Origin of the sequence: Streptomyces sp. Ag82_O1-12, assembly GCF_900182715.1 — a bacterium.
Taxonomy (GTDB): Bacteria; Actinomycetota; Actinomycetes; order Streptomycetales; family Streptomycetaceae; genus Streptomyces; species Streptomyces massasporeus.
The window spans coordinates 7,136,565-7,163,563 of record NZ_FXUW01000001.1 but is presented as its reverse complement, the minus strand read 5'-3'; the positions used below and the strand labels follow the sequence as shown (position 1 = coordinate 7,163,563).

The 26,999-nt window shown below is 72.0% G+C and carries 30 protein-coding genes; 5 read left to right on the top strand and 25 right to left on the bottom strand.

The window, feature by feature from the left end; all coding sequences use genetic code 11:
• Positions 1-12 precede the first annotated feature (12 nt).
• Together QOL88_RS32650 and QOL88_RS32645 are read right to left on the bottom strand one after the other, a co-directional pair.
• Entirely contained in the window at positions 13-1,632 is a 1,620-nt protein-coding gene (locus QOL88_RS32650; RefSeq protein ID WP_097221841.1) for an ATP-binding cassette domain-containing protein, read from the bottom strand.
• Between the two features lie 63 nt (positions 1,633-1,695).
• Positions 1,696-2,238, bottom strand: coding sequence for an MOSC domain-containing protein (locus QOL88_RS32645; RefSeq protein WP_097221840.1), 543 nt, complete (start codon positions 2,236-2,238; stop codon positions 1,696-1,698).
• A 220-nt stretch (positions 2,239-2,458) separates the two neighbouring features.
• Here QOL88_RS32645 and QOL88_RS32640 point away from each other — a divergent pair, with 220 nt between their 5' ends.
• Both QOL88_RS32640 and QOL88_RS32635 read left to right on the top strand, forming a co-directional pair.
• Positions 2,459-3,280 (top strand): methyltransferase domain-containing protein, encoded by an 822-nt coding sequence (locus tag QOL88_RS32640; RefSeq protein ID WP_097221839.1) that lies wholly within the window; start codon positions 2,459-2,461, stop codon positions 3,278-3,280.
• A 41-nt stretch (positions 3,281-3,321) separates the two neighbouring features.
• Positions 3,322-3,492, top strand: a complete 171-nt coding sequence (locus tag QOL88_RS32635; protein WP_097221838.1) for a hydrophobic protein — start codon at positions 3,322-3,324, stop codon at positions 3,490-3,492.
• 70 nt (positions 3,493-3,562) lie between these two features.
• Here the strand turns inward: QOL88_RS32635 and QOL88_RS32630 are convergent, their stop codons facing one another.
• The 13 genes from QOL88_RS32630 to QOL88_RS32570 form a co-directional block, all read right to left on the bottom strand.
• Complete coding sequence (locus QOL88_RS32630; protein WP_030843810.1) at positions 3,563-3,826, bottom strand: gas vesicle protein K; 264 nt, start codon at positions 3,824-3,826, stop codon at positions 3,563-3,565.
• A gap of 38 nt (positions 3,827-3,864) precedes the next feature.
• Positions 3,865-4,053, bottom strand: a complete 189-nt coding sequence (locus QOL88_RS32625; protein WP_003994122.1) for a gas vesicle protein — start codon at positions 4,051-4,053, stop codon at positions 3,865-3,867.
• Positions 4,050-4,805 carry a GvpL/GvpF family gas vesicle protein gene (locus QOL88_RS32620; protein WP_097221837.1) on the bottom strand — a complete coding sequence of 252 codons (756 nt, stop codon included), beginning with the start codon at positions 4,803-4,805 and terminating at the stop codon, positions 4,050-4,052. Before QOL88_RS32620 ends, QOL88_RS32625 begins: the two co-directional genes overlap by 4 nt.
• The gene (locus tag QOL88_RS32615) at positions 4,802-5,140 is read right to left on the bottom strand and encodes a gas vesicle protein (protein ID WP_031108661.1); all 339 of its coding nucleotides are present in this window, start codon (positions 5,138-5,140) and stop codon (positions 4,802-4,804) included. The genes QOL88_RS32620 and QOL88_RS32615 overlap by 4 nt, the downstream gene beginning before the upstream one ends.
• Positions 5,137-6,216, bottom strand: a complete 1,080-nt coding sequence (locus QOL88_RS32610; protein WP_097221836.1) for an SRPBCC family protein — start codon at positions 6,214-6,216, stop codon at positions 5,137-5,139. Before QOL88_RS32610 ends, QOL88_RS32615 begins: the two co-directional genes overlap by 4 nt.
• Positions 6,213-7,109: a histone H1-like repetitive region-containing protein gene (locus QOL88_RS32605; RefSeq protein WP_107426747.1), complete on the bottom strand. Its 897-nt coding sequence runs from the start codon at positions 7,107-7,109 to the stop codon at positions 6,213-6,215. The genes QOL88_RS32610 and QOL88_RS32605 overlap by 4 nt, the downstream gene beginning before the upstream one ends.
• Positions 7,106-7,369, bottom strand: a complete 264-nt coding sequence (locus tag QOL88_RS32600) for a gas vesicle protein GvpG (RefSeq protein WP_097221835.1) — start codon at positions 7,367-7,369, stop codon at positions 7,106-7,108. Before QOL88_RS32600 ends, QOL88_RS32605 begins: the two co-directional genes overlap by 4 nt.
• Before the next feature lie 4 nt (positions 7,370-7,373).
• Complete coding sequence (locus QOL88_RS32595; RefSeq protein WP_097221834.1) at positions 7,374-8,147, bottom strand: GvpL/GvpF family gas vesicle protein; 774 nt, start codon at positions 8,145-8,147, stop codon at positions 7,374-7,376.
• Positions 8,144-8,578, bottom strand: coding sequence for a gas vesicle structural protein GvpA (locus QOL88_RS32590; RefSeq protein ID WP_097221833.1), 435 nt, complete (start codon positions 8,576-8,578; stop codon positions 8,144-8,146). Before QOL88_RS32590 ends, QOL88_RS32595 begins: the two co-directional genes overlap by 4 nt.
• Positions 8,579-8,624: 46 nt before the next feature.
• Positions 8,625-8,996 (bottom strand): gas vesicle protein GvpO, encoded by a 372-nt coding sequence (locus tag QOL88_RS32585; protein ID WP_097223279.1) that lies wholly within the window; start codon positions 8,994-8,996, stop codon positions 8,625-8,627.
• 93 nt (positions 8,997-9,089) lie between these two features.
• The gene (gene ligD / locus QOL88_RS32580; protein ID WP_097221832.1) at positions 9,090-10,019 is read right to left on the bottom strand and encodes a non-homologous end-joining DNA ligase; all 930 of its coding nucleotides are present in this window, start codon (positions 10,017-10,019) and stop codon (positions 9,090-9,092) included.
• On the bottom strand, positions 10,016-11,863 hold the full coding sequence (locus tag QOL88_RS32575; protein WP_097221831.1) for a transketolase: 1,848 nt from the start codon (positions 11,861-11,863) through the stop codon (positions 10,016-10,018). Before QOL88_RS32575 ends, ligD begins: the two co-directional genes overlap by 4 nt.
• Positions 11,860-13,872 (bottom strand): FAD-dependent oxidoreductase, encoded by a 2,013-nt coding sequence (locus tag QOL88_RS32570; protein ID WP_306456196.1) that lies wholly within the window; start codon positions 13,870-13,872, stop codon positions 11,860-11,862. Before QOL88_RS32570 ends, QOL88_RS32575 begins: the two co-directional genes overlap by 4 nt.
• A gap of 143 nt (positions 13,873-14,015) precedes the next feature.
• Here QOL88_RS32570 and QOL88_RS32565 point away from each other — a divergent pair, with 143 nt between their 5' ends.
• Together QOL88_RS32565 and QOL88_RS32560 are read left to right on the top strand one after the other, a co-directional pair.
• A complete protein-coding gene (locus QOL88_RS32565; protein WP_097221829.1) occupies positions 14,016-14,978 on the top strand; it encodes an LLM class F420-dependent oxidoreductase in 963 nt (320 codons plus the stop codon).
• Positions 14,979-15,080: 102 nt separating this feature from the next.
• Positions 15,081-15,449 (top strand): GatB/YqeY domain-containing protein, encoded by a 369-nt coding sequence (locus tag QOL88_RS32560; protein ID WP_257028096.1) that lies wholly within the window; start codon positions 15,081-15,083, stop codon positions 15,447-15,449.
• A 4-nt stretch (positions 15,450-15,453) separates the two neighbouring features.
• Here QOL88_RS32560 and QOL88_RS32555 read toward each other — a convergent pair whose 3' ends face one another.
• On the bottom strand, positions 15,454-16,485 hold the full coding sequence (locus QOL88_RS32555) for an SDR family oxidoreductase (RefSeq protein WP_097221827.1): 1,032 nt from the start codon (positions 16,483-16,485) through the stop codon (positions 15,454-15,456).
• A 6-nt stretch (positions 16,486-16,491) separates the two neighbouring features.
• Positions 16,492-16,971, bottom strand: coding sequence for a phage holin family protein (locus QOL88_RS32550; protein WP_097221826.1), 480 nt, complete (start codon positions 16,969-16,971; stop codon positions 16,492-16,494).
• Between the two features lie 48 nt (positions 16,972-17,019).
• Between QOL88_RS32550 and QOL88_RS32545 the strand changes: the two genes are divergently transcribed.
• Positions 17,020-17,367: a VOC family protein gene (locus QOL88_RS32545; RefSeq protein WP_097221825.1), complete on the top strand. Its 348-nt coding sequence runs from the start codon at positions 17,020-17,022 to the stop codon at positions 17,365-17,367.
• 16 nt (positions 17,368-17,383) lie between these two features.
• Here the strand turns inward: QOL88_RS32545 and QOL88_RS32540 are convergent, their stop codons facing one another.
• The 8 genes from QOL88_RS32540 to QOL88_RS32505 all read right to left on the bottom strand — a co-directional run bounded on the left by QOL88_RS32540 (position 17,384) and on the right by QOL88_RS32505 (position 26,991).
• Complete coding sequence (locus QOL88_RS32540; protein WP_097221824.1) at positions 17,384-17,944, bottom strand: GNAT family N-acetyltransferase; 561 nt, start codon at positions 17,942-17,944, stop codon at positions 17,384-17,386.
• A 44-nt stretch (positions 17,945-17,988) separates the two neighbouring features.
• A complete protein-coding gene (locus QOL88_RS32535; protein ID WP_373559324.1) occupies positions 17,989-19,782 on the bottom strand; it encodes a CocE/NonD family hydrolase in 1,794 nt (597 codons plus the stop codon).
• 120 nt (positions 19,783-19,902) lie between these two features.
• On the bottom strand, positions 19,903-20,835 hold the full coding sequence (locus tag QOL88_RS32530) for a S66 peptidase family protein (protein WP_097221822.1): 933 nt from the start codon (positions 20,833-20,835) through the stop codon (positions 19,903-19,905).
• Positions 20,832-22,835: a S9 family peptidase gene (locus QOL88_RS32525; RefSeq protein WP_097221821.1), complete on the bottom strand. Its 2,004-nt coding sequence runs from the start codon at positions 22,833-22,835 to the stop codon at positions 20,832-20,834. The genes QOL88_RS32530 and QOL88_RS32525 overlap by 4 nt, the downstream gene beginning before the upstream one ends.
• 4 nt (positions 22,836-22,839) lie before the next feature.
• The gene (locus QOL88_RS32520) at positions 22,840-24,153 is read right to left on the bottom strand and encodes a M20/M25/M40 family metallo-hydrolase (RefSeq protein ID WP_097221820.1); all 1,314 of its coding nucleotides are present in this window, start codon (positions 24,151-24,153) and stop codon (positions 22,840-22,842) included.
• Complete coding sequence (locus tag QOL88_RS32515) at positions 24,146-24,979, bottom strand: M55 family metallopeptidase (RefSeq protein WP_097221819.1); 834 nt, start codon at positions 24,977-24,979, stop codon at positions 24,146-24,148. The genes QOL88_RS32520 and QOL88_RS32515 overlap by 8 nt, the downstream gene beginning before the upstream one ends.
• Before the next feature lie 74 nt (positions 24,980-25,053).
• The gene (locus QOL88_RS32510; RefSeq protein WP_257027957.1) at positions 25,054-26,145 is read right to left on the bottom strand and encodes an SGNH/GDSL hydrolase family protein; all 1,092 of its coding nucleotides are present in this window, start codon (positions 26,143-26,145) and stop codon (positions 25,054-25,056) included.
• Positions 26,146-26,265: 120 nt separating this feature from the next.
• On the bottom strand, positions 26,266-26,991 hold the full coding sequence (locus tag QOL88_RS32505) for a class I SAM-dependent methyltransferase (RefSeq protein ID WP_097221817.1): 726 nt from the start codon (positions 26,989-26,991) through the stop codon (positions 26,266-26,268).
• Positions 26,992-26,999: the final 8 nt, after the last annotated feature.

The window sequence follows — 26,999 nt, the reverse complement described above, 5'->3', positions numbered from 1 at the left end:
AGGGGTGTCCCCCTAGCGGGCCCGTTCCACCCGTCGTTCGTCCCAGACCGGGTCCGGGGTCTCCCGGACCCGGCCGTCGCTGCCGAAGACCAGGAAGCGGTCGAAGGAGCGGGCGAACCAGCGGTCGTGGGTGACCGCGAGGACCGTGCCGTCGAAGGCCTCCAGGCCCTCCTGGAGCGCCTCGGCGGACTCCAGGTCGAGGTTGTCGGTGGGCTCGTCCAGCAGCAGCGCCGTCACGCCCTGGAGCTCCAGCAGGAGGATCTGGAAACGGGCCTGCTGGCCGCCGGAGAGACGCTCGAACGTCTGCTCCGCCTGCTGGGTCAGCTCGTAGCGGCGCAGGCGGGACATCGCGGCGCCGCGGTCCTGCGCGTGCTCCTTCCACAGGATGTCGAGGAGCGTGCGGCCCTCCAGCTCCGGGTGCGCGTGCGTCTGCGCGAAGTGGCCGGGCACGACCCGCGCGCCCAGCTTCCAGTCCCCCGTGTGCGCCACGTCGTCCCCGGCGAGCAGGCGCAGGAAGTGGGACTTGCCTGAGCCGTTGGAGCCGAGGACGGCGACGCGCTCGCCGTAGAAGACCTCCAGGTCGAAAGGCTTCATCAGGCCGGTGAGTTCCAGGCTCGCGCAGGTGACGGCCCGGACGCCGGTGCGGCCGCCCTTGATCCGCATCCTGATGTCCTGCTCGCGCGGCGGCTCAGGCGGCGGGCCGGCCTCCTCGAACTTGCGCAGCCGCGTCTGCGCGGCGGCGTAGCGGGAGGCCATCTCATGGCTGACCGCAGCGGCCTGACGAAGCGTCAGCACCAACTTCTTCAGCTGGGCGTGCTTCTCGTCCCAGCGCCTGCGCAGCTCCTCGAAGCGGGCGAAGCGCTCCCGCCGGGCCTCGTGGAAGGTGGCGAAGCCGCCGCCGTGCACCCAGGCGTCGGCACCCGCGGGCCCGGGCTCCAGAGAGATGATCTTCTCGGCGGCGCGGGCGAGGAGTTCGCGGTCGTGGGAGACGAACAGAACCGTCTTGCGGGTCTCCTTCAGCCGTTCCTCGAGCCACCGCTTGCCGGGGACGTCGAGGTAGTTGTCGGGCTCGTCGAGGAGCAGCACCTCGTCGGTGCCGCGCAGCAGCGCCTCCAGGACGAGTCGCTTCTGTTCGCCACCGGAGAGGGTGCGGACCTCCCGGAACTGCGCCTTGTCGTACGGCACCCCGAGCGCGGCCGTGGTGCACATGTCCCACAGCGTCTCGGCCTCGTACCCGCGGGCCTCGGCCCAGTCGGCGAGGGCCTGCGCGTACTTCAGCTGGGCCGCCTCGTCGTCGACGGTCATGATGGCGTGCTCGGCCTCGTCGACGGCCTTGGCGGCCTCGCGGATGCGGGGCGTCGCGACGGACACGAGCAGGTCCCGCACGGTCGTCTCGTCGCGTACGGATCCCACGAACTGCCGCATGACCCCGAGCCCGCCGCCGACGACCACGGACCCGCCGTGCGGCTTGAGCTCACCGGCGAGCATCCGCAGCAGGGTGGTCTTCCCGGCGCCGTTGGGTCCCACGAGGGCCACCACGGCCCCCTCCCCCACCCGGAACGAGACATCACCCAGCAGCGCCCTTCCGTCGGGCAGGTAGTACTCCAGGTGCGCGGCTTCGAGGTGTCCCATGGGCGCGATTCTGTGGGGGCGCGGGGGTCCGGAGCAAACCGGTTTCGGGTACGGGGGTGCCGGTCAGACCTGTTCCAGCGGCCGGTGCGGCTCGCTGGGAAGCTCCGCCCGGATGGTGTCGCCGGGGCGGACCACGCCCCCCTCGCGCACCACGCTCATGATCCCGGCCTTGCGCACGATGTTCCCCGCCTCGTCCCGTCCGACGACCTGCTTCAGCAGCCCGTTTTGGAAGAGGTCGATCTGGCGGCAGGGGTTGCGCAGCCCGGTGACCTCGACGACCGCGCTGTCGCCGATGCGCAGCAGTGTGCCGGTCGGCAGGGCGAGCAGGTCGATGCCCCGGGTGGTGATGTTCTCGCCGAGTTCGCCGGGCGCCACCTCGAACCCGTCCTCGCCGACCTCGGTGAAGAGCTCCTCGTGCATGAGGTGGACCTGTCGCAGGTTCGGCCGGGTGGGGTCCTGTGCCATGCGTGAGCGGTGCTTGACCGTCACCCCGGCGTGCACGTCCCCCTCCACCCCGAGCCCGGCGAGCAGCGTGATGCTGTCCCGGTTCGGCTTGGTGAACGAGTACTCCCCGTTGCTGCTGACCGCCGTCACGTGCGCGTTCATCCCTCGGTTCCCCCTGGTGCGGATGATGATCGGCCCCGAGCCTGCCCCAACGGCGACGGGGTGTCCATCCCCACCGGGTACCCGCAGGGCATGACGCCCGCCGACGGCCGCGGAACACTGACACATCATCAGTCCACATGGCAGGATCTGGGTCTCACAATGCGGAGATTCTGCGTACGGTGATCCCACGCCGACCCGACCGGAAGGGGTGGGATCCGCCATGCCGGAACCCCGGGAGACCGCCGTCTACACCCACGGGCACCACGAGTCCGTCCTGCGCTCGCACACCTGGCGCACCGCCGCCAACTCCGCCGCGTACCTGCTGCCTTCGCTCAAACCCCACATGCGGATCCTGGACATCGGCTGCGGGCCCGGCACGATCACCGCCGACCTGGCCGAACTCGTGCCCGACGGGCGGGTCACCGGCGTCGACCGGGCGCCGGGGATCCTGGAGCAGGCGCGTGCCACGGCGGCCGGACGGGGCCTGGCCAACGTCGACTTCGCGGTCGCCGACGTGCACGCCCTGGACTACCCGGACGACACGTTCTGCGTGGTCCACGCCCACCAGGTGCTCCAGCACGTGGGCGACCCGGTGCGGGCGCTGCGCGAGATGAAGCGCGTCGTCAGGCCGGGCGGCTTCATCGCCGTACGGGACGCCGACTACGAGGCCATGACCTGGTACCCCGCGTCCGAGGGCCTCGACGTCTGGCTGGACCTCTACCGCCGGGTGGCCCGGGCCAACGGCGGCGAGCCGGACGCCGGGCGCCGGCTGAAGGCCTGGGCACTGCGGGCCGGCCTCACCGACATCACGGCGACCTCCGGCACCTGGACCTTCGCCACGCCCCAGGAGCGGGCCTGGTGGAGCGGGCTGTGGGCCGACCGCACCCTGGCGTCGGCCTACGCGGACCGGGCCGTCGAGGGCGGGCACGCCGACGAGGCGGGGCTGCGGGGCGTGGCCGAGGCCTGGCGGGAGTGGGGCACGCGGGAGGACGGGTGGTTCAGCGTGCTGCACGGAGAAATCCTCTGCCGCAAGGAAGCCTGAATTGCGTTTTCCGGGACACCCTGAAAGCAGGAGGTTCGATTATGGTTCCCATCCTGCTGGTGCTGCTTCTGGTTTTGATTCTGTTCGGCGCCGGATTTGCAGTGAAGATTCTCTGGTGGATCGCACTCGCGGTTCTCGTCCTGTGGCTGGTGGGCTTCTTCGTCCGCGGCACGTCGGCAAGCGGCGGCAGGGGCCGTTGGTACAGGTGGTGAAAATGAACGCGTCGCCATGCACGCGTCGCCCCGGGTCCTGATCCAGGACCCGGGGCGACGCGCGTGGGCGTCAGTCCCGCGGAAGCAGCGGTCCGAGCGGCCCGAGGTCCAGGTTGAGGTCCTCGGGCCGCAGTCCGTAGCGGTCGCGCAGTTCCGTCATCCGCTCGTCGAGCAGCATGAGCGTGAGCCCGATCCGCTCCTCCTGCTCCTCGCTCAGGTCCCCCACGTCGAACCGGCGCAGCGCCTGGCGCTCCATGAGCTGGCGCAGCAGCTCCACCACCGTCAGCACGAGTTTGACCAGGTCGCGCTCGACGGTGTCGGGCTCCAGATCCATGTGGTTGCGGCGGGGCCGGGGATGATCGTCGGGGGTGGTCACAGCAGCTCCTCGAACGGTGAGGGCACCTGGGCGTTCACCGAGCTGATCAGCGCGTTGAGATCGATACGGACGAGGTCGACGTCGGCGATGCGCAGGGTGATGTCCCCGGTGATCACGACGCCGCCGGCGAGCAGCCGGTCGAGCAGGTCCACGAGGGCGACCTCGCGGCGTTCCACTACGGTCATGTGGCCTCCCCGGCGAACGAATAGGCCGCCCAGGGGCCGGTGAGTTCGATGCGCATTCCCGGCACCTCGCCCTTCGTGCGGTCGACCAGTTCCACGAATTCCTCGGAATTCGCACGCGGAACGAGATAGGCGGCATTCAGTACGTTCCGCCCGGTCGCCTTGGAAAGCGCGGGGTTCTGCGGGGGATGCGTCCGGGAATCCTCCGCGAAGGCGGAGAGCTCCTCGTGCAGTCGGGTCGAGAAAGCCTCGGCCTTCTGCCACATGTCCTCGTGGGACCTGGTCTGCATACGCCGCTGCCGCAGGTAGTCGCGGCCCGACGCGGGCTTCTGTGCGGGCCGGGCGCTCTCCTGCGGTTCGGACTCGGCGTACACCTTCACACCCCACTCGACGCGGCCCTCCAGCCGGTCGAGGGTGCTCTGGAAGTCCTCTTCGCGGGCCTCCATCATCATCCGTACGCCGCTGTCGTCGTGGAAGACGGTGCCGAGCCGCAGCGGCAGGGGCGTGGTGACGGTGGTGAGCGCGTCGATCACGCCCTGGTGGGCGCGGGCGGTCTCGGTGAGCCAGTCCAGGTCCTCCAGATGGGCCCGCAGCGGCTCCTCCGCGAAGTCCCGCTCCGGCACGTGACTCACCACGGCCACCAGGCCGTGGTGAGTCAGCGCCCTGGGCGGGTCGCCCGCCACACCCGTCAACTGGGCCTGGAGCGGGGTTCCGAAGGGGCGGCAGACGGCGTAGACGTACCGCAGTCCGGTCACGGGGCCTCCTTCTTCTCCGCGCGGCCGGGCTCCAGTTCCTCCAGCCGGGCCAGCCTCTCGCGCAACTCGGCGTTCTCACGGGTCAGTTCGTCCCGGCGGGCCCGCGAGCTCAGGGCCGGGTCGGTCTCCCACCAGTCGATGCCCATCTCCTTGGCCTTGTCGACCGACGCCACGATCAACCGCAGTTTGATCGTGAGGAGTTCGATGTCGAGCAGGTTGATCCGGATGTCGCCCGCGATGACGATGCCCTTGTCCAGGACCCGTTCAAGGATGTCGGCGAGGTTGGCACCGCTTCCCTGTCCGTAGGGTTCGGGCATCCTGCTGGGCGTCGTCATCGCCGGCTCCCTGCCTCGACTTCCTCATCCTCGTCCTCATACTCGTCGTCCTCGTACTCACCCTCGGGCTCTTCCTCCTCCTCGGGCTCCTCCTCGTCCTCGTACTCGCCCTCGGGCTCTTCGTCCTCCTCCGGCTCCTCGTCGTACTCGTCCTCGGCCTCCTCGCCGTCGGGGCGTTCCTCCTCGGACTCCTCCTCGGACTCCTCCTCGGCGAGAGCGTCCTCGTGACTGCGGACGACCTCACCGTCGCGGATCTCGCCGCGCCAGCCGTCCTCCGCCTCGCCCTTGATCGTGATGAATCGGACGAAGTTCTTGAGGTCGAGCCGGGTCCGGCGGCCCTGGGCGCGCCAGATGTTGCCCGTCTTCTCGAAGAAGCCGGAGGGGTAGTACTCGATGACCAGCAGGACGCGGGTCAGGTTGTCGGTGAGCCGGTGGAACGAGACGACGCCCTTCGTGGTGCCCTTGGCCCCTTCGGAGGTCCAGGAGATGCGGTCGTCGGGGACCTGCTCGGTCGTGGTCGCCTTCCAGCTGCGGTTGGACCACCAGACCTTCAACTGCCAGTCGGATTTGGTGTCGTCGTCCTTGCTGGCAGCCTTGACACCCTTCGCGAAGGTGCTGAAGTCCTGGTACTGGGTCCACTGGTCGTACGCCGTGCGCAGCGGTACGCCGACATCGATGTGCTCGATGATGACCGTGGGCTTGTTGCCGGAACGGCCCTTGCCCTTGCCCTTGCCGCCCAGACCCTTGAAGGCGCCCGTGACCTTGTCCTTGATGCGCGAGCCGCCCATCTCCAGCGCGGAGCGCAGCGGCCCCTTGCCCTCGGCGATCTTGCGGCCGCCTTCGAGGGCGAGCTTGGCGAAGCCGGGGCTGTTGCCCTCGGCGATGTCGTTCAGCTTTCCTGTGGTCTCGCCGAGCTTGTTGCCCACGCCGGTCAGCATGCGCGTGGCCTGAGCGGCGAGGTACTCCTGCAGTTCGGCCTTCAACCGGTCGGCGGCCTCGCTGTGAGCCAGGTCTGTGAGCGGGTTCTTCGTCCCTCCGTTGGCGGCGGACTTCGCCGAGCCGAGAGTGTCACTCATCCCTCACCGCCTCCCTTCTGCAGCCGGGACCGGGCTCCGCCGCCCCGGCTTCCGGAGGTCGCCTTCTTGGCGGGCGTGGTCTTCTTAGCCGGCGCCTTGCGGCCCGCCGCCTTCTTGGCAGGGGCCTTCTTGGCAGGGGCCTTCTTCGCCGCCGCCTTCTTCGCCGGCGCCTTCTTGGCGGGGGCCCTCTTGGCAGGGGCCTTCTTCGCCGCCGCCTTCTTCGCCGGCGCCTTCTTGGCGGGGGCCCTCTTGGCAGGAGCCTTCTTCGCGGGAGCTTTCTTCGCCTCGGGCTCCTCTTCCTCTTCCTCTTCCTCTTCTTCCTCTTCCTCGTCGGAGGCCTCGGGCTCCTCGTCCTCGTCCTCTTCTTCCTCTTCCTCGGCGGAGGCCTCGGGCTCCTCTTCCTCTTCCTCCTCTTCCTCTTCCTCTTCCTCGGCGGAGGCCTCGGGCTCCTCTTCCTCTTCCTCCTCTTCCTCTTCCTCTCCCTCGTCGGAGGCCTCGGGCTCCTCGTCCTCGTCGGGCTCCTCCTCGGCGTCCTCGTACTCGGCGTCCTCGGCCTCGTCGTCCTGGCCGGGCACCACTCCCGAGAGCTGGTCGCGCACCTTGGCGGTACGACCGTGCAGCCGGTCGGCGAGGGCGTCGATCTGCCGCTCGACCATGGCACCGGAAGCGGCCTTGCCGACACCGCGCAGATCCTGCCGAAGCTGGTCGCCGATCTCCTTGAACTGCGGGTTGTTCCGCAGCTGTTCCTGGACCAGATCCGCGATCATGCGCGGGCTCAGGTTCAGCTTCTTCCCGGCGACCAGGCCACCGACGGCCACCGCCATCTTCAGCTTTTTGGTACGGCCCAGGAGGTATCCGGCCCCTATGGCGAGACCCAGTCCCGTTCGGTTCATGGTGTTGTCCCGTTGCCCGTTCCCGCGCTACCGCGCGAAGCGATCTCCAACCGGTCGAGAAGTTCGTCCTCAAGACGGTCGAACTCCTCCTCCGTGATCTCTCCGGCCTCCATCTGCCCCTCGAGCCGGGCCAGTTCGGCCCGGATCGTGGCGGGGTCGTAGTAGATCCGCTCGGCCTCCTGCACCACCTGTTTGATGGCCCAGGCGCTGCCGCGTACCGGTGCGAACGGCAGCAGCAGCACCTCAGAGATCAGGCCCACCTCATCACCCCGCTCCGGTGTCCGTTCCGCTCGCCACGGTGCCCGCGGGCTCGGCCGGGCCGGGCTCGACGAAGCTGTACGGCGGCAGCGGTCCGTTGACCCGTACTTCCAGGTGCGGCATGTCCTGGCGGAGCTGCTCGACCGCGGCCAGGAAGGACTCGGCCGAGTCCCTCTCCACCAGGAACGAGACGTTGGCCAGCCAGCCCGTGGACTCGGGACCCGCGCTCACGTCGTCGGCGGCCGGCGCAAGGGCGCGCTGCACGGCGGCGCCGTCGTCGGCCTCCTTGGCCTTGACCGCGGCCGCGACCAGCTCGCCGAGCCGGATCTTGTCGTCGTAACTGCCGCCGCCCGCCTGCCGGTTGGCCTCCGCGAGCCCACGGATGTCGGGGCTCTCGGCCATCACCTGGTGCAGGACGGCCTCTTCGACGTGGTTGGCCTTGACGTTGTACTCGACCCGGTTGTCCAGGGCCTGCAGCCGCTCCTTGTAGTGCTCGGCGCGCTCGGCGAGCACCGCGGTGATGGAGTTGTCGTCCGGGGCCACGCTGCCGAACCGCATGGGCAGCACACAGCCGGCCGCGCCGGCCTCGCTGAGCACGTTCTGGTGGGCGAGCAGCTCCTTGCGCTTGGGCCGCAGACCGTCGGGCGCCTCGCTGACGACGGCCGCCAGGTCACCCTCGCGCAGGATGCGCACCGGGCGGGGCGGGTCGCCGACACCGCTCATGCCCTCGGGGAGGGCGGCGTGCGAACTCGCAGCGATGCCATAGACGTAAGTGCTCACTCCTGCTCCTCCTTACGGCGGGACGACGTGCTCTTGCGGGTGCGCGGACGGGACTCGCCCTGGCGCTCGGAGCCCTCGTCACGCGACTGCTTGAAGGCGTCGGAAATGGTCTCGGCGGCGCCGGACAGGGCCCCCTTGGACTTGCCGCGGGCGCCGGACTCGGTCATCTCCCCGACGAGGTCGGGCAGGCCCGGGTCCTTGCGCGGCCCGGCCTCCAGGTCGAGCCGGTTGCACGCCTCGGCGAAGCGCAGATAGGTGTCGACGCTGGCGACGACGACGCGTACGTCGATCTTGAGGATCTCGATGCCGACCAGGGAGACGCGCACGAATGCGTCGATGACGAGCCCCCTGTCCAGGACGAGCTCAAGCACGTCGTAGAGACCGCTGCTGCCGCCTCCACCGCCGGACTGCTGTGCCGGTACGACTGTCATGCCGGGTGTTCCTCCTCGTGTGTGGGTGCGGGTCCGGTCGGGCGGCCTAGCGGCCGCCGGACCTGCGCGCGTCGGACCGCCCGCGTTCGTAGCGGCGGACGCGCCGGTAACCCGTGAGCTGCCCCTCTGGGTCGAGCTCCACCTGGTAGCTCGCCATCAGGCTCATCGTGTCGGGCACGCGCTCGAGTTCGAGGACCTCGACCTCCAGCGCCCAGCCCTCCTCCGTCTGCTCGAAGGACGACACGGACTCGGCTTCCATGCCGGTGAGCTCCGCGAGCTGGCCGCGCGCCTGACGCAGCACCTCCATCGGACTCGGCCGGCTCTTGGCCGTCCGCTTGTCGTTCGTTCCGCTCGAGTTCCGGGAGTTCTGGGACTCCTGTGAATCCTGTGACTCTTGCGTGTTTTTTGTGTTCGACATGGCCACCTCCCCCTCCGTGTGGCCGCAAGAGTGTTCGCCAAACCTCTTCGGACCCATCCATCTGCCACCCGTTGGGAGATCGCCAGCGGGGTCTCAGCCCCGCAGGGCGTTCAGCCGCCGCCGGGCCGGTCCCAGCGCCCGGCCGCGGCTCAGCAGGCCTGACCAGGGGTTGGTGCGGGCCTGCTCGACGGCGTCGGCGACGGTCCAGCGGCGGGCGTGCAGCTCCGGGTCGTCCAGCCGGTCCCAGGTGATGGGGGTGGCCACGGGCGCGCCCGGGCGGGGCCGGACCGTGTAGGGCGCGACGGCGGTCTGGGCGTAGGCGTTGCGCTGGATGTCGAGGTAGAGCCGATCGCCGCGTTCCTTCTTGCGGGCGGCGGTGGTGAGCCGGTCGGGGTGGGCGTCGGCGAGGGTGTCGGCGACGTCCCGGGCGAAGGCGCGCACCTCGTCGAAGTCGTGCCGCCCGTTCAGCGGCACGATGACATGGAGCCCGCGCGAGCCCGTGGTCATCAGCGCCGAGGGCAGCTCCAGCTCGTCGAGCAGCTCCCGGAGCAGCCGGGCGGCCTCGCGTACGGCCTCGAAGTCGTCCCCCGCCGGGTCGAGGTCGAAGACCAGCCGGTCGGGGTGGTCGATCCGGTCGGAGCGGGACAGCCAGCGGTGCAGGGTGATGCTCGCCTGGTCGGCCAGGTAGAGGAGGGTGGCGGTGTCGTCACAGACGGTATGGCGGACGGTGCCGCCCTCCTTGGCCAGGTCGACGCGCTCGATCCAGTCGGGGTAGTGGTCCGGGGTGTTCTTCTGCATGAACGTCGGGCCGTCGATGCCGTCGGGGTGCCTCTCCAGCATCAGCGGCCGGCCGCGCAGGTGCGGCAGCATGAAGGGCGCGACGGCCCGGTAGTAGTCCACCAGGTCGGCCTTGGTGTACTCCTTGGCGTCGCCGCCGCCGGGGAAGAGCACCTTGTCCGGCCGGTGCACCTCCACCGTGCGGCGGCCCGCCCGCACCCTGCGCGTGCCGTCGCCGCCGCTCACCGCACGACCGCCTCCTCCACCAGCAGCCGCCCGGCCGCCGCGATGGACTCCGCGTCGATGCCCGAGGCGCGCAGCTGCTCCTCCGGGGACGCCGAGCCCGGCATGTTCCGCACGCCGAGTCGCACCAGGCGCGGTACGGGGCGTCCGTCGGTGAAGGCGTCGAGGACCGCGTCCCCGATGCCGCCCTCGGGGTGGTGGTCCTCCACGGTCACCAGGCAGCCGGTCTCCTCGGCGGCCCGGCGCAGGGTGGTCCGGTCGACGGGCTTCACCGAGTACAGGTCGATCACCCGCACCGCGATGCCCTCCTGCTCCAGGGCCTCGGCGGCGGCCAGCGCCTCGTGCACGGTGACGCCCGCCGCGACGAGGGTCAGCCGGTCCCGGCCGGAGGAGCGCAGCACCTTGCTGCCGCCGACCGGGAACTCCTCGTCGGGGGCGTAGATCACCGGGCTCTCGCCGCGCGAGGTGCGCAGGTAGCGGACGCCCTCCAGACCGGCCATCGCGCCGACGAGCCGGGCGGTCTGGTTGGCGTCGCACGGGTACAGCACGGTCGAGCCGTGCACCGCCCGCATCATCGCCAGGTCCTCCAGGCCCATCTGGCTGGGCCCGTCCTGGCCGATGGCGACGCCCGCGTGCGAGCCGACGAGGTTGATGCCGGAGCCGCTGACGGACGCCATCCTGATGAAGTCGTAGGCGCGGGTGAGGAAGGCCGCGAAGGTGGCGGCGTACGGCACCCAGCCGCGCGACGCGAGCCCGACGGCCGAGGCGACCAGCTGCTGCTCGGCGATGTAGCACTCGAAGTAGCGCTCGGGGTGCTCCTTGGCGAAGAACTCGGCGCGGGTGGAGTCGCCGACCTCGCCGTCCAGGGCGACGATGTCGCCGCGGCCGGTGCCGAGGGCGGCGAGCGCCTCCCCGAAGGCGTTGCGGGTGGCGACCTCCTCGCCCTTGTCCCACTTGGGGAGTTCGAAGGTCCCGGTGTGGACGGAGTGCAGCATGCGCGCGGCGGGCGGCTCCTGCACCCGGACGCGGATGTCGCGCGGGCCGCCGAGTTCGGTGATGGCCTCCTCGGCCTCCGGCAGCGGCTTGCCGTGCAGGCCCTCGCGGTCCTGGACACCCTCGACGCCCTTGCCCTTGAGGGTGCGGGCGAGGATCGCGGTGGGCTGGCCCTTGGTGGAGGCGGCCTCTCCGTAGGCACGGTCGATGGCGTCCACGTCGTGGCCGTCGACCTCGATGGTGTGCCAGTCGAAGGCCTGGAAACGACGGGCGTAGGCGTCCAGGTCGTGGCCGTGCCGGGTGGGGCCGCGCTGACCGAGCCGGTTGACGTCGACGATCACGGTGAGGTTGTCCAGGTGCTCGTACCCGGCGTGCTCGGCGGCCTCCCACACGGAACCCTCGGCCAGCTCGCTGTCGCCGCACAGCACCCAGGTGCGGTAGCCGGTGCGGTCGAGCCGCTTGCCGGCCAGCGCGATGCCGACCCCGACGGGCAGGCCCTGCCCGAGCGAGCCGGTGGCCGTCTCGACCCACGGCAGGCGCTGCGGGGTGGGGTGCCCTTCGAGACGGCTGCCCAGCTTGCGGAAGGTGAGCAGCTCTTCGTCGTCGATGGCGCCGGCCGCCTTGTACGCGGAGTACAGCAGCGGGGAAGCGTGGCCCTTGGAGAGGACGAAGCGGTCGTTGCCGGGGTGGGCGGGGCGGTCGAAGTCGTAGCGGAGGTGGTGCGCGAGCAGGACGGCCATCAGGTCGGCCGCGGACATCGAGGACGTCGGATGTCCGGAGCCCGCCGCGGCGGCGGCGCGGACACTGTCCACCCGCAGCTGCTGTCCGAGGTCGGTGAGTTCACCGGTGTTCATGAGTCTCCTTTCGCGGAGTCGTCGTCCGTGACGTCGGTTCGTTTGACAGGGCCGGGGGCGGGGTGGCCAGGAGGTGGTCGGCCGGGCGGGGGTGCGGAGGCGGGCTGCTTCTTCGCGGGCTCACCACCGGGTTGATTCTTCGCGGGCTCACCACCGGGTTGGTTCTTCGCGGGCTCACCACCGGGTTGGTTCTTGGCAGGCTCGCCACCCCGCTGGTTCCGCGCCGGCTCTGGCTCTCCATCCGGCTGCTTCCTGGCCGGTTCGCCACCGGGTCTATTTCCGGCGGGCTCACTACCGGACTGGTTCTTGGCGGGCTCACTACCGGACTGGTTCCGCACAGGCTCAACGCCCACCGGCTGATTCCTGCCCGGTTCGCCGCCGGGTCCCGTGGCCGGGCGGCCCTTCGCCGTCTCCGCCTCCGACCGCGGCTCCGCGGGCCCGGAGCCGGGTCGGCCCGTGGTCGGGCGGCCCTTGGCCGTTTCCCACTCGGAGCGGGGTTCCGCGGCCCCGGATCCGGGCCGTACCTGCGTCGGTCCGGATCCGGGCTGCCCCTTCGCGGGCTCATCGTGGGGCCGGGCACGGCCCGGCCCTCCGCCGCTGGTGCCCCCGTCGCCGGTGTCGGCCGCGAGCGCCGCACCCGGCCCGGACCGGGCGCTCGCGTCCTGCCGCCCGGGCCCGCCCGGCACCCGGGCCACCTCGGGCGACGACGTGTCCAGCGGCACCGACCAGGACCGTACGAGCCCCAACTGCACGGCCTGGCGCGGCAGTACGGCGTCCAGCAGCCAGTCGGCCGCGACCCGGACGCGGTTGCCGGGCATCGCGGCGAGGTGGTACCCCCGGGTCACCGCGCCGGCCGGTACGCCGGACAGGGTCACGCCGAGCGGGTTGGCGGCGGCCTTCGCCCCGCCCAGGTCGACGACGAAGCCCAGATCGCGGTGGCGGTAGGGCGTGCGCGCACCGCCGAGACCGAGTGACGCGGCGACGTTCTCCGCCGCGACCTTGCCGTGCCGCCAGGCGTGCTGCGCGGTCATCGGCGTATAGCTCCCGGGGTTCTCCAGGTCGGGTACGGCGGCCACGTCCCCGCAGGCGAACAGCTCCGGCCGGCCCGGCACCCGCAGATGCGGGTCGACCAGCAGCCGCCCCTTCTCCATGGGCAGCCCGAGGGACTCGACCAGCGGGTCGGGGCGCACGCCCACGCACCACACCAGCGTCCGGGTCTCGACGAACTCGCCGTCGGTCAGCAGGACCCCGTCGTGCGTGGCCTCCTTCACGGAGGTCCCCATGCGCACGTCCACGCCCCGCTGCCGCAGCACCCGGTCGGCGGCGGCGGACAGCTTCTCGTCCATCTCGGGCAGCACCCTCGGCGCCACGTCCAGCAGCATCCAGCGCGGCCGCATCCCCCGCCGCAGCGGGTGCTTGCGCACCTGCGCGTCGGTGAACATCTGCCCGTGCGCCGCGACCTCCGTGCCGGTGTATCCCGCCCCGACCACGACGAAGGTGCACCGCGCCGCGCACGTGCCGGGATCGTCCGAGGACGCCGCGAGTTCCACCTGCCGGGTCACGTGGTCGCGCAGGTACAGCGCCTCGGGAAGACCGCGGAAGCCGTGCGCGTGCTCGGCGACGCCCGGGATCGGCAGCAGTTTGTTGACGCTGCCCGCGGCGAGCACCAGCCGGTCGTAGGCGAGGGTGCCGCCCTCACCCTCGGGGCCGGTGTAGTGCAGGGTGCGGTCGTCGAGGTCGATCCGGTCGGCCTCGCCCAGCACCAGCCGGACGTCCGGCAGCGAGTCCGAGAGGGAAACGGTGACCCGGCGCGGCTCCAGGATGCCGGCGGCGACCTGCGGCAGCAGGGGCAGGTACAGGAAGTAGTCGGTCGGGTTCAGCAGGGTGATGTGGGCCCGGCCCCGGGTGAGCCGGGACAGGGTGCGGGCGGTGCGGTACCCGGCGAAGCCGGCACCGACGATCAGGATGCGGGGTCGACTCACGGTCGCTCGCCTCCGGCGCTGTCGCATGGCTCGGGAGCCTTCCGCGTCCCCCTGGCCGGGGCACCCAAACGTCGGCCGGGCCCGCTCGCCCGCCCGCCGCCGGTTTCCGGCCTCGCGCCCGGGTACCCGGTGCGGGACACGGATCGCCGACGTCGCGGAGGCACTCCCTCATGCCCGAGTACGGATACTTCCTCTCGTGTGAGCAGTACGGACCCGCCGAGCTGGTCGAGCAGGCGCGGATGGCCGAGCAGGCCGGTTTCCAGGCGCTGTGGATCTCGGACCACTACCACCCGTGGAACGACGAGCAGGGCCAGAGCCCGTTCGTGTGGTCGGTGATCGGCGCGCTGTCCGAGGCGGTGTCCCTGCCGATCGAGACGGCGGTCACCTGCCCCACCGTGCGCATGCACCCGGCGGTGGTGGCACAGGCCGCGGCGACCAGCGCGGTGATGACCGGCAACCGCTTCCGGCTCGGCGTCGGCTCCGGCGAGGCGCTCAACGAGCACATCCTGGGCGACCACTGGCCGCCGGCCCACATCCGGCTGGACATGCTGGAGGAGGCCGTGCAGGTGATGCGCCGGCTGTTCACCGGCGAGGAGGTGAACCACCACGGGCCGCACTACACGGTCGAGAACGCCCGGCTGTACACCGTCCCGGACGAGCCCGTCCCGATCGACATCTCCGGCTTCGGCCCCGCCGCGACCCAGCTCGCCTCCCGGGTCGGCGACGGTTACATCACCGTGACGCCGGACGAGGCGATGGTGGAGCAGTACCGCAAGGGCGGGGGCGGCGGAAAGCTCGTCAGCGGCGGCACCAAGGTCTGCTACGACACCGACAAGGACGAGGCCGTACGGACCGTCCACCGGCTCTGGGCCAACGAGCAGCTGCCGGGCGAGCTCGGCCAGGTGCTGCCCTCCCCCAAGCACTTCGAGCAGGCGCAGCAGCTCGTCACCGAGGACATGGTGCGCGGGAACCGGGTGTGCGGCGACGACCTGGACGAGCACGTGTCGGAGCTGAAGCAGTTCGCCGACGCGGGCTTCGACCGGGTCTACGTGAACCAGATCGGCCCGGACCTGCGCGGCTTCTTCGACTTCTACCGCACGAAGGTGCTGCCCCAGCTCCAGCAGGCCCTCTGACGAAGGCAAGCGCGCCGAAATCAGGAGTGGAGGGGGACCGGGTCGCCTAGAGTCGCCCGCATGTCTGTACGACGTCGAATGCGTGACGCCCTGCCGGAAGCGATGCGGGCCCGGGACAAGGCCGCGGTGAGTGCCCTGCGCGGCGCCCTGGCAGCGCTGGACAACGCCGAGGCGGTACCCGTCGAGGCCGTCCCCCGCGCCGGCGCCCTGGAAGCCTCTCCGGTAGGTGCCGGCGCCACCGAGGCGGCCCGGCGCGAGCTCGGTGAGCATGAAGTGGTGGGCATCGTGCGCGCCGAGGCGTCCGAACGGCTGGAGGTGGCCGCGCAGTTGACCGCGCCGGCGCATGCCGCCCGGGCCGAACGGCTCCGGGCGGAGGCGGCCGTGCTGCTCCGGTTCCTCGACGACGCCGAGAACACCACCGAAAACTCCGCCGAAGACGAAGACACCGCCGAAGTCGTAGCCGACGCGTAGCGAACTAGCGGCGGGCCTGCCCGGCCAGTTTGCGGAACGCCAGGGCGCCCGCTCCCACCGTGAGGGCCGCGCCCAGGCGGCCGCGGTTGCGCGACAGCCACTGCTGCGGGCCGCCGGCCGTGGACTCGTCGTCGAAGCGCCCGTGCGCGCCGAAGTCCCGACCGTGCGGGCCGTCCGCCGGGGACCAGAGGTTCGCGGGACCCTCGGGCCGGCCCTCCTCCTGCTGGGCGTCGACGTTGGTGCGGGCCAGGTAGCGGTCCAGCAGCCCGGGGATCACGGCGTTGGCGAGGAGCGTGGCGGCCGTGGAGCCGCCCACCCAGTACTCCCGGCGCCGCGCGTGCGACGACGCGTGCACGATCGCCCGGGCCGCGACCTCCGGCTGGTACACGGGCGCCACGGGCCGCGCCCGCCCGGGCATCCGGTTCAGCACCCAGTCGAACTGCGGGGTGTTGAGGCCCGGCAGTTGCACCATCGTCGTCCGTACCCCGCTGCGCGCGTGCAGCAGTTCGCAGCGCAGCGACTCGTTGAATCCCTGGATCGCGTGCTTGGCCCCGCAGTACGCCGACTGCAGCGGAATGCCCCGGTAGGCGAGCGCGGAGCCGACCTGCACGATGGTGCCGCGGTCGCGCGGAAGCATGTGCCGCAGGGCTGCCCGGGTGCCGAACACATAGCCCAGGTACGTCACTTCGGTCACGCGCCGGAACTCGTCCGGGCCGACCTCCGTGAACGGCGCGAACACGCCGGTGAAGGCGTTGTTGACCCAGACGTCGATGTGGCCGTACGCGTCGACGACCTGCTGGGCGGCGTCGTCGACGGCCTTGGCGTCGGAGACGTCGATGGAGACGACGAGCGCCTCGCCCCCGGCGCGCTCCACCTCGTCCGCCGCCGCGGCGAGTCCCTCACGCCCGCGGGCGAGCAGGGCGACCTTGTCGCCGCGGGCGGCGAAGGCCCGGACGGTGGCCCGTCCGACCCCGCCGCTGGCTCCGGTCACCACGACCACACGGCCGCGCTGGTGCGGGGGTCCTGCTGTGCGCACCCGGCATCACGCCCCGCGGTGGGGGACGTCCGGGGCCTGCGACGGCCGCGGGGGCACGGGGCCGGGGGCGTCCGCTCCGGCGGGCGGGGCCGGCGGCACGGGCGGATACGGCATGCCGCCGACCACCCCGGCCGCGGTCTGACGGGCGCTGTCCCCGCCCGGTGCCATGGCGGCCGCGTGGTCCGCTCCCGGCCGGGACGGCCGGGCCATGCCGCGCAACACGTAGGCCAGGGCTCCCAGGATCGCGGCGGTGATCAGCGCGGCCGCCCAGTCGGGCAGGACGAGAGCGAGAGCCAGGCCCACGGCGAGCGCGAGAGCCGCGCCCGCGTACAGGGCGAGCGCGCCGGACGATGCGTACAGAGCGGCCTTGCGGCGCTGCTTGCGCGTCTGCTCGCGCAGTTCGTCCCGTACGGTCTCGCGCGCCACCTGTGCCAGTTCGTCGACGAGGTGCTTGTCCAGATGCTCCAGGTGATCCAACGGCTTCATGCCCGGCCGGGTACCCTCACCCCCGGGCGCGTAACTAGGCTCGGTGGCATGGAGATTCTGGGTGCCACACTGCGCGTCTGCGTCGACGACCTCGAGACCGCGATCCCCTTCTACGAGCGGCTGGCGGGCGGCAGAGCCCAGCGCTTCGAGCGGGGAGGTGTCCAGGTGGCGGCGATCGGCTGCTTCCTGTTGATGAGCGGTCCCCCGGCCGAACTCGAGGTGTTGCGCAAGGTCGCCGCGACGATCGCCGTGGCGGACGTCGAGGAGACCCACAAGGTGCTGACCGACCTGGGGGCCCACATCGTGGCGGGTCCGATCGCCTCACCCGCGGGCCGGAACCTGATCGCCCTGCATCCGGACGGCTCGATCTACGAGTACGTGGACCGCCAGGCGTAGGCGTCGCCGCCGGGGCTCAGTGCCGCCCCGGCGGGGTGATCATCTCGGTGGTGATCGCCCAGCGTTCGTGGTCGCGCCAGGCCCCGTCGACGAAGAGCATCTTCGGCGAGAAGCCCTCCAGGCGGAACCCGCAGCGGCGGGCCAGGGCGATCGACGCGGCGTTCCCCGGCTGGACGTTGATCTCCAGCCGGTGCAGCCGCATCGGGCCGAACGCGTAACCCACGACGAGGTCCAGCCCTTCGCGCATCAGCCCCCGCCCGGCGGCGTGCGCGAAGGCCCCGTAGCCCAGGGCGCCGGACTGGAAGCCGCCCTCGACGATGTTGTTGATGTTGATGAACCCGCCGATGGCCCCGTCGCTCTTCTCGCACACCAGGAAGCCGGCCTTGGACGGGTCCTCGATCAGCCGGCCCGCGTAGGCGGTGAAGGCCTGCGCCGTGGTGGGCGGGAAGAGCCACGGCTGGTGCAGGTCCTCGCTCTCACGGGCGCGGGCGGTGAACTCGGCACCGTCCTCGTGGGTGAAGTGGCGTATGCCCACCCGGGGGCCTTCGGCGAGGTGGCGGGATGCGTGGTGCGGCACCCCGCCACACTAACCGTGCTGCCGGTGAGTCCCCAGTCGGGGCGTCAGGAGCCGGCGACCGGCAGCCGCAGCACTCCGGTGTCACGCGGCCCGCTGACCACGGTCACCGGCTTGATCCCCCGGTTGCCGAAGTACGCGTCGTCACTGGCGGCGATCACGAACCGCAGCCGGTGCCCGGTCTCGTACCGGTGCACGATGCCGGGCAGGGTGACGGTGAAGCTCTTGGTGACATCCGGTACGCGCACCGGCGCGACCAGGCGACGCACCAGGGTGCGGGTGCCGTCGGGGGCGACGTCGTAGAGCTTGGCGAACAGGACGAGCTTGTCGGCCGCGTCGGCGGAGTTCTGGGTGCGCTCGGCCTTCGGGGAGAGGACCTTGAGCGTGGCCCGGGGTGCGCCGACGACGTCGAGTGGCTGCTTGAGCGGCGCGCTCGTCCAGTCCAGGTAGGTGCCCTTGGTGTCGCGCGGCGGTGTGTCCGGCAGGCCGATGAGTCCGGAGAGGGAGCTCTCCGAATGGCTCGTGGGGGTCAGCCAGTTGGTGTACCGGCGGCTGCCGCGGGTCACCTCACTCCGGTGGTCGACGAGGCTCCCGTCACCGGAGAGGTACAGCGTGCGGCCGATGGCGGGGAGGCGGCTCGCGGTGGCGTAGGTGCGGTCGGGGTCGGCGATCCAGTCGCGGTAGTAGGCGAAGGCCGGTCCGGTGTCGGCATGGCTCTGCTTGCGCAGATGGCGGTCGAACCAGGCGAGGACGCGCCGGCCGACGTAGCTGGTCTCCAGGTTGCCCTGGGACAGGTCGAGTTCACCGGTGGCAGGGCCGGTGAGGCCGCCGCTGTGGCCCCAGGACTGCCAGATCATCTTGACGGGCGTGCCCTGGGCCTTGAGCGTCCGGTACGTCGCCGTGGCCTCGTTGAGGTTGAACAGGGTGTCGGCCTGCCCCTGGACCAGCAGGGTGGGCGTGCGGACGCGGTGGAGGTACGACACCGGGGAGACGCGGTGCGCGTAGGCCAGCAGCTCGGTGGTCCGGTCGGCGGGGTAGCTCCCGGAGTTGAGGGTGTGGACGGTCCGGCAGGCCTCGGTGACGAAGTGCAGGCAGGCCAGGGAGTTGATGCGGGACGGGTCGAGGCTCGGCTCGAGCAGCGGCTGGCCCTCGCCGATGAGGTAGAAGCCGTTCGTCCACTGCCATTTGAAGACGCCCGGGACACCGCCGCTGCCGACGGCGTTGTTGGGGTCGAGTGAGTACGCCAGGTCGTTCCAGGTGATCATCGGGACAAGCGCGTCGAGGCGGTGGTCGACCGCGGCGGTGGCGAGCTGGACGGCGCCGCCGTAGGAGCCGCCGATCATGCCGACGCGCGGGTCGCCCGGGGCGTCACGGGTGACGAAGTCGGCGGTGGTGCCGTCGTCGGCGGCGCGGGTGCCGCCCAGGAAGTCGACCAGCCGGGAGGCGGCGGCGCCGTCGATGTCCGGGTCGTCGAGGGAGACGAGGCAGCCGCTGCGGCCGAACCCGAGCCCGGAGTAGACGAGCGAGACGTAGCCGCGCTGGGCGAAGGCCTTCCCGATGGTGTCCGTCGAGCCGTCCGCCTTGCTGCCGCCGAAGCCGTTCGTGCCGAGCACGGCGGGCGCCGGACGGTCGCGGTCCACGCCGGCGGGACGGTACAGATCGGCGTCGACCGTGCAGGTGCGGCCGCCCGCCCGCACGGTGAACTTCAGCGGCGTGACGGTGTAGGCGTCGGCGGCGGTCGCGGGTGGGGTGAGGGTGAGGGGCACGGCCAGGGCGGCGCCCAGAGCGAGAGCGAGGAGTGCGCGGGTTCTGGGCACGCGTCGGGACACACGGACCTCCACAGTGAGGACAACCCGAATACCGACCAGTAGGTACCGGCCGGTTGTCATGGTGTGACACGTGTCAGGAGCCGTCAATCACCGAAACGAGGGTTTCTTGACAAGATTTCAGGAGCGGACCGCTCAGCTCAGGGCCGGTTCGTCCAGCGCCAACGTGCCTGCCTCGGCGTCCAGTTCGGCCCCGACCCCGAGGGGCATGGTCAACGCGCCCTCGCCGTGCCCGAACCCGAACTCCTCCACGACCGGGACGCCCAGGCCGCCGAGCCGGTCGGCGAGGACCGTACGCAGCTCCTCGTACGGGCCGCACCCCGCCCAGGACCCGAGGACGATCCCGGCGACCCCGTCGAGCCAACCGGTACGCAGGAGTTGGGTGAGATACCGGTCCAGGCGGTACGGGCTCTCGCCGATGTCCTCCACCAGCAACAGCCCGCCCCGCGCCCCGGGGTGGGCGTGCGGGGTGCCGAGGTCGCTCGCGAGCAGGCTGAGGCAGCCGCCCAGGGTGACGCCCCGGGCGCGGCCGGGGACCAGCGCGGTGCCACCCGGGGGCACGGCCGTGACGGTCCGCACGGACTCCGGCTCGAAGAGGGTGGCCCGCAGGTGTTCCTGGGCGCGGGCGTTCTTGAGGAAGTCGACGCCGGCGGCCGCGGGTCCGTACAGGGTGACCAGGCCCAGGCGGGTGGCGAAGGCCTGGTGCAGGACGGTGACGTCGCTGAACCCGGCGAACACCTTCGGGCCCGCCGCACGCATCGCCGACCAGTCGAGCAGGTCGACCATGCGCTGCGCCCCGTAGCCGCCCCGGGCGCACAGCACGGCGGCGACGGACGGATCGCACCAGGCGCTCTGAAGGTCGGCGGCGCGCTGCTCGTCCGTGCCGGCGAGGTAGTCCAACTCCCGGTGTCTGCCCAGCACATGCGGTGTCACCACGGGGTCGAGGTCCCAGCCGCGCAGGATGTCGAGCCCGGCCTGGAGCCGCTCCTCGGGCACCGGCCCGCTGGGCGCGACGACGGCGACGCGGGCGCCGGGGGCGAGCCGGGGCGGTCGGACGAGCTGGTTCACTTGCTGAGCTCCAGAGTGGGGATGCCGGGCGGGTCCAGGCGGAACACCTGGGCATAGAGGGAGAGTTCGGCCTCCAGTGCGCGCACCATGGTCTCCGCCCTGCGGAACCCGTGTCCCTCTCCTTCGAAGGCGAGATACGCGTGCGGCACCTTCCGGCCCTCCAGCCGGGCCAGGAACCGCTCGCACTGGACGGGCGGGCAGATCACGTCGTCCAGGCCCTGGAGCAGCAGGAACGGCACGGTGAGGCGGTCGGCGTGGGCGGCGGGCGAGCGTTCCGCGTACCGGGCGGGCACCTCGGCGAGCGGCCCGATCAGGCCCTCCAGGTACCGCGACTCGAAGTCGTGGGTCTCCCCCGTGCCCCAGCCGGCCAGGTCCAGGATCGGGTACTTGATGGTGCCGCAGGCGTAGACGTCGGTGGTGGTGAGCGAGGCGGCGGCGGTCCAGCCGCCCGCGCTGCCGCCCCGGACGGCGAGCCGGCCGCGGTCGGCGGTGCCCTCGTCGGCGAGGGCCAGGGCGACGGCGGCGCAGTCCTCGACGTCGACCACGCCCCACTGCTCACGCAGCCGCTCGCGATAGGGGCGGCCGTACCCCGTGGAGCCGCCGTAGTTCACTTCGGCGACGCCGATGCCGCGCGAGGTGAAGTAGGCGATCTCCAGATCGAGCACGAGCGGCGCGCGGCCGGTGGGCCCGCCGTGCGCCCAGACGACGTAGGGCGGCAGCTCGTCGCCGGGCGCGACGCAGCCGGGGTGGTGCGGCGGGTAGATGTGGGCGTGGATGTCGCGCCCGTCGGGGCCGGTGAAGGTGCGGATCTGCGGCTCGGGGTAGTACGCGGGATCGACGGCGTCGTCGTGCTCGGCGCCGACCACACGGGCCCGGCCGGTGCGGGCGTCCAGCTCGACGACCTCGTAGGCGCTGCGCGGGCTGGCGCCGACGGCGACGACCCTCCCCCACCCTTCGGGCGGGGGGACCCCCCTCTCGCTCCGCTCGCCGTGGGCGGCGAGGGTGGGGGCGAACTCGGTCCACGGTCCGGCCGCGTCGACGACCTCGCCCGTCTCGGGGTCGAGTACGCCGAGGGCGGTGGCGCCCCGGCCGTGCACGACGGCGATCAGACCGCTCGGCAGCGGTGTGAACCATCGCGAACCCAGCTTCCACAGGGCCCCGCCGAACTCCTCCTCGCGCGGGCACACCGGCTCCCCGTCGAGGTAGAGGTTCCACCAGCCGGTGCGGTCGCTCGCGTGCAGCAGGCGGCCGTCGTGGGTCCAGTCGACCTGGGCGATGGCCTCGCCGGGCCCGCCGGCCACGGTCCGGGCGTCGCGCAGGGTGCCGTCGGGGGTGAGGTCGGCGAGGAGCAGTTCCGTGCCGTCCCACGGCATGCGAGGGTGGTCCCAGGCGAGCCAGGCGGCCCGCCGTCCGTCGGGCGAGAGCTTCGGTCCGGTCACGAACCGGTGCCGCCCGTCGGTGAGTTCCCGTACGGCGTCCCGGTCCTCGGCGGCGGATCCGTCCAGCGGGACGGCGGCCAGGACACGGCGCACGTCGGTGGGTCCGTCACCGGTGAACTCCTCCAGCACGCACCACACTTCGCCCCGCTCGGGCAGCGCCAGCGGCTCGGCCCAGCGCAGGCCGGCGCCGACGGAGGACACGGGGGTGAGCGGTCGGGGTTCGCCGCCCGGCGCACAGCGGTACAGCCGCTGGTCGGCGAAGTTCACGAACACCACCAGCGGACCGGTGTCCCCCGCGACGGCGGCCCACGGGTGCCCGCCGTACTCGATGACCCGGCTGCGCACGTTCCACGGCGCGGGCAGCAGCGACTCCTCCCGGCCGTCGGCGTGCCGCCGCACCAGGGTGCGCCGGCCGCCCTCGGCGGGGCGCGGCTCGGTCCACCACACCTCGTCGCCGACGAAGCCCACGTACTCCGGGTGCCCGTCGTGCGCGGCGGCCAGGGCCGCGTCGATGGGCGAGGGCCACGCCCCGTAGGCCAGCGTCCGCACCGTCTCCCCCACTCTCCTAGGCCGTCCGCAGGAACCGGTCGAGTACGCGGACACCGAAGTGCAGCGCCTCGACCGGTACCCGTTCGTCGACCCCGTGGAACATGGCCGCGTAGTCGTAGCCGTCCGGCAGCTTCAGCGGGGTGAAGCCGTAGCCGGTGATGCCGAGGCGGGAGAACTGCTTGGCGTCGGTGCCGCCGGACATGCAGAACGGCACCACGTGCCCCTCGGGCGCGAACTCCTCGAGGGCGGCTCGCATGCCCGCGAAGGTCGCCGAGTCCACCGGCGACTCCAGGGCGACCTCGCGGTGGTGGAACTCCCAGTCCACGTCCGGCCCGGTGAGCCGGTCGAGGGTGCTGCGGAACTCCTCCTCGCCGCCGGGCATGTACCGGCCGTCCACGTGCGCCACGGCCTCGCCCGGAATGACGTTGACCTTGTAACCGGCGTCCAGCATGGTCGGGTTGGTGCTGTTGCGCAGGGTCGGCTCGACGAGCTTCGCGGCCGGCCCGAGCTTCTCCATCAGCGCGTCCACGTCGGTGAGGTCGCTCTCGATGCCGTAGAGCGCGGCGAGTTCGGTGAGGGCGGAGCGTACGGTCGGGGTCAGCCGCAGGGGCCACTCGTGTGCGCCGATCCGCGCGACCGCGCCCGCGAGGCGGGTCACGGCGTTGTCCCGGTTGACCTTGGAGCCGTGTCCGGCGCGTCCGCGGGCGGTGAGCTTCAGCCAGGCGGTGCCGCGTTCCCCGGCCGCGATCGGGTAGATCTGCCGCCCGTTGCCGTCGTGGAAGGTGAAGGCGCCCGACTCGCTGATGCCTTCGGTGCAGCCCTCGAACAGGCCGGGGTGCCGGTCGGCGAGGAACCCGGAGCCGTCCTCGGCGCTGGCCTCCTCGTCGGCCGTGAACGCGATGACGATGTCCCGGCGGGGCCGGACGCCCTGCCGTGCCCAGCCGCGCACGACGGCCAGGATCATCGCGTCCATGTTCTTCATGTCGACGGCGCCGCGCCCCCAGACGACCCCGTCGCGGATCTCCCCGGAGAACGGGTGCACGCTCCAGTCGCCGGCCGCCGCGGGCACGACGTCCAGATGGCCGTGGAGCAGCAGGGCGCCGGCCGAGGGGGCGGTGCCCTCGATCCGGGCGACGACGTTGGTCCGCCCCTTGGTGCGCTCCAGCAGGGTCGGTTCGATCCCGGCGTCGGCGAGCCGCGCGGCGGCGTACTCGGCGGCGGGCCGCTCCCGGCAGTCGCCCCCGCCCCGGTTGGTGGTGTCGATGCGGATGAGGTCGGACGTGTACGTCACGACCTCGTCCAGCGCGGGTTGGTCCACCTGCTCAGCCATACTGCTCCTCCACCGCGGCCGAGACGATCGTGGTGACCGCCTTGAAGGCGCGGATGCCCTCGTACATGGTCCCGCTCGTGTACGCCACCTTCCGCTCCCCGATCCGTTCCACACCCGGGACGACGGTGGCGGTCATCGCCAGGTGTTCCGCGTCGAACTCGACGGCCACGGTGAACGGGCCGCCGCGGACGGGTTCGTGCCGCACCGCCAGTGCGGCGGCCTCCTTGGCCGCCGCCCGGATGTCGGCCGCGGTGCGACCGGGCGTGCGGCACACGGCCGCGTAGCGCGACACGTGGTCCTTCACCGCGACCTTCAGCGCCTCGGGCGCGTACCCGAGCGCGTCCTCGCAGGCGACGTCGTCCCCGGTGACCAGCACGACCGGCACGCCGTACTCGGCGACGACATGCGCGTTGAGCAGCCCCTCGCTCGCCCTCACGTCGTTCAGCCACACGCCCGTGATCGAGTTGGCGAGATAGGTGTGCGCGAGGACGCCCTCCATGCCGGCGCCCGCGTGGTAGCCGACGAACGCGATGCCGTCGACGTCTCCGTGCTGCACCCCCTCCACCATGGACAGCGCCTTGTGCCGGCCGGTGAGCATCTGGGCGCGGTCGTCGAGCTGCTCCAGCAGCAGGTTGCGCATGGTGGAGTGCGCCTCATTGATGATCACCTCGTCGGCGCCGCCGTCGTGGAAGCCGAGGACGGCGGCGTTGACGTCGGAGGTGAACAGCGAGCGGCAGCGCTCCCACTGAGAGGCGCCCGGCACCACGTCGTCGGGCCAGGTGACGCCGGTGGCGCCCTCCATGTCGGCGCTGATGAGGATCCTCATGACGAGCCGTCCAGGGCGGAGATCTTCATGGTTCGTCACGTTACGCGCTGCGGGCGGAACGGGCTACGAGGTGGTCACCAACGGATCGGCAGGTCGGCGAGGAACGCGGTGAGGCGGTCGGCGAGGAGGCGGTGGTCATGGGCCGAGTAGTGCCAGTGGCAGCCCGTGTAGTCGAGGCCGGTGGTGTCGAGGGACCAGGAGCGGACCCGGCGGTCGCCCGCGTCGGTGCGTTCCCGGACGACGCGCTCGACATGGCCGGCGAACGGGCCCGTGCCGACGGCCAGGAGGGTGGTCGCCGTCCCGTAGCGCTGCCGCAGCTTCGCGAGGAAACCGCTGTAGGCGCTGCGGTAGGCGGCCGCGAGGCTCTCGCCCGTCCAGGGCTCGCCCGGGTTGACCGGGGTGGAGAAGTCATTCGTGCCGAGGTAAACCACCACGAGCTGCGGCCGCCAGGTGCCGGGGTTGTGCCAGACGTCGCCGGGCACGTTCAGCAGCGCGCGGTCGTAGAAGGTGCGGTAGTTCACCTCCGGCGAGCCGCCGTTGTAGTTGCGGACCATGCCCTGGCCCGAATACGCGTTGAGCTGGTAATCGGCGCCCAGCCCCCGGGCGGTGAGGGCGCCGTAGCTCACGTCGGCGTTCGTGGTGCGTTTGAGCTGCTCGCCGTCGCAGTCCCGGGAGGTGGAGAGGTTGCCGTAGCCGGCCGTGAGGGAGTCGCCGATGAACTCGATCTGGCGGCTGCGGGCGGCGGGCCGGGCCAGGACGGCACCGCCGGGTGCGGCGACGAAGCCGCCGAAGGAGCTGGTGCTCCACGGGGTGTCGTTGCGTTTGACGAGCCGGACGGTGTGCACGCCGTCGCGCAGACCTCTGACCCAGTGGGTGGTCTTCCCCGGCGTGACGAGGGTCGCGACGGTGGCCCCGTCGACCTGGACGTCGTAGTCGGCGGCCGGATCGTCGAGCACGACGCCCACGCCGGTGCCCCGGATCCGGCCCTCGAAGTAGACGCCGGGCCAGCTGTACTGCAGCACGTCACCGGCGTCCTTGACCCGCCCCGCGGTGTGCACGCCGTCCCGTACCGCGCGGGGTTCCGGTGCGGCGACGGTCGTGACGGCGGTCGTGCCGACCAGCACCGTCGAGACCGCTGACGCGACCAGCATCCGTAACCAGGGCATCGGCATGGCTGTCCTCCGCGAGGGCGAGGCAGGTGCACGGGACGGGGCAGAGTGACCGTACACCGACAAATCCCTGGTTCACCAGACCACGCCCCGGCCCCGCCCCTCCGCCCGCTCGCCTCAGGCCCTGCGCCCCGCCACCAGCCAGGTGGCGGGCAGCTCGATGCGTGTGCCGTCCGGGCGGTACTCCGTGGTCCTCAGCGGCAGCCGGCCGCTCGCCAGGACGGTGAGACCGGCCGAGCGCAGATACTCGGGCACGGCCTCGTCCGAGACCTCGCCCGGAGTGAGGCCGTGCCGGAAGACCGGTGCGAGCTTGGGCGGCGGGCCGTCCGGGTCGCCCGCCAGACCCGCCAGGACCTGCTTCGCGGCGCCCGAGAGCTCCACCAGGCAGGCCCGGCCCCGGTCGCCGACCAGCGTGGCGATCCCGTCGACGAGGGACTGCCGGTCGTCCGGCTCGCACTGGTGCAGGACGCCCCGCACATAGACGTTGGTGTCGCCGAGCTCCGCGTGCAGGGCCTGGGCCTCGTCCTTCCCGGCGGCGTCCAGCTGCCGGTAGGCGGCCTGCCCCGCCGGGTCGGAGCGCCGGGCGTGGTCGAGGGCCGCGGCGGACAGGTCGACGCCCAGGACCCGCGGGAAACGATCGGCGAGATAGCGGGTCTGGGTGCCGTTGCCGCAGCCGAGGTCCACCATCGGCAGTGCGGGATCGACCAGGTACGGCTCGAACAGGGCGAGATGCGGGCCGACGGTCAGGACCGGTTCCGCGTCCCAGAACACCGCCCCCGGTTCGGCGGACGCCTCCCGCCAGAACGCCTCCCACGCCTCCCGGTACCGACTCGTCACGCTCATGGCCCACT

Coding starts and splice junctions, on each gene's coding strand:
- QOL88_RS32585 (WP_097223279.1), bottom strand. CDS start 8,996: ATGTCGAACACAAAAAACACGCAAGAGTCACAGGATTCACAGGAGTCC.
- QOL88_RS32550 (WP_097221826.1), bottom strand. CDS start 16,971: ATGAAGCCGTTGGATCACCTGGAGCATCTGGACAAGCACCTCGTCGAC.
- QOL88_RS32635 (WP_097221838.1), top strand. CDS start 3,322: ATGGTTCCCATCCTGCTGGTGCTGCTTCTGGTTTTGATTCTGTTCGGC.
- QOL88_RS32630 (WP_030843810.1), bottom strand. CDS start 3,826: ATGGATCTGGAGCCCGACACCGTCGAGCGCGACCTGGTCAAACTCGTG.
- QOL88_RS32640 (WP_097221839.1), top strand. CDS start 2,459: ATGCCGGAACCCCGGGAGACCGCCGTCTACACCCACGGGCACCACGAG.
- QOL88_RS32505 (WP_097221817.1), bottom strand. CDS start 26,991: ATGAGCGTGACGAGTCGGTACCGGGAGGCGTGGGAGGCGTTCTGGCGG.
- QOL88_RS32610 (WP_097221836.1), bottom strand. CDS start 6,216: ATGAGTGACACTCTCGGCTCGGCGAAGTCCGCCGCCAACGGAGGGACG.
- QOL88_RS32605 (WP_107426747.1), bottom strand. CDS start 7,109: ATGAACCGAACGGGACTGGGTCTCGCCATAGGGGCCGGATACCTCCTG.
- QOL88_RS32515 (WP_097221819.1), bottom strand. CDS start 24,979: ATGAGGATCCTCATCAGCGCCGACATGGAGGGCGCCACCGGCGTCACC.
- QOL88_RS32625 (WP_003994122.1), bottom strand. CDS start 4,053: ATGACCGTAGTGGAACGCCGCGAGGTCGCCCTCGTGGACCTGCTCGAC.
- QOL88_RS32565 (WP_097221829.1), top strand. CDS start 14,016: ATGCCCGAGTACGGATACTTCCTCTCGTGTGAGCAGTACGGACCCGCC.
- QOL88_RS32560 (WP_257028096.1), top strand. CDS start 15,081: ATGCGGGCCCGGGACAAGGCCGCGGTGAGTGCCCTGCGCGGCGCCCTG.
- QOL88_RS32545 (WP_097221825.1), top strand. CDS start 17,020: ATGGAGATTCTGGGTGCCACACTGCGCGTCTGCGTCGACGACCTCGAG.
- QOL88_RS32510 (WP_257027957.1), bottom strand. CDS start 26,145: ATGCCCTGGTTACGGATGCTGGTCGCGTCAGCGGTCTCGACGGTGCTG.
- QOL88_RS32570 (WP_306456196.1), bottom strand. CDS start 13,872: ATGCGACAGCGCCGGAGGCGAGCGACCGTGAGTCGACCCCGCATCCTG.
- QOL88_RS32520 (WP_097221820.1), bottom strand. CDS start 24,153: ATGGCTGAGCAGGTGGACCAACCCGCGCTGGACGAGGTCGTGACGTAC.
- QOL88_RS32590 (WP_097221833.1), bottom strand. CDS start 8,578: ATGACAGTCGTACCGGCACAGCAGTCCGGCGGTGGAGGCGGCAGCAGC.
- QOL88_RS32645 (WP_097221840.1), bottom strand. CDS start 2,238: ATGAACGCGCACGTGACGGCGGTCAGCAGCAACGGGGAGTACTCGTTC.
- QOL88_RS32575 (WP_097221831.1), bottom strand. CDS start 11,863: ATGAACACCGGTGAACTCACCGACCTCGGACAGCAGCTGCGGGTGGAC.
- QOL88_RS32650 (WP_097221841.1), bottom strand. CDS start 1,632: ATGGGACACCTCGAAGCCGCGCACCTGGAGTACTACCTGCCCGACGGA.
- QOL88_RS32615 (WP_031108661.1), bottom strand. CDS start 5,140: ATGACGACGCCCAGCAGGATGCCCGAACCCTACGGACAGGGAAGCGGT.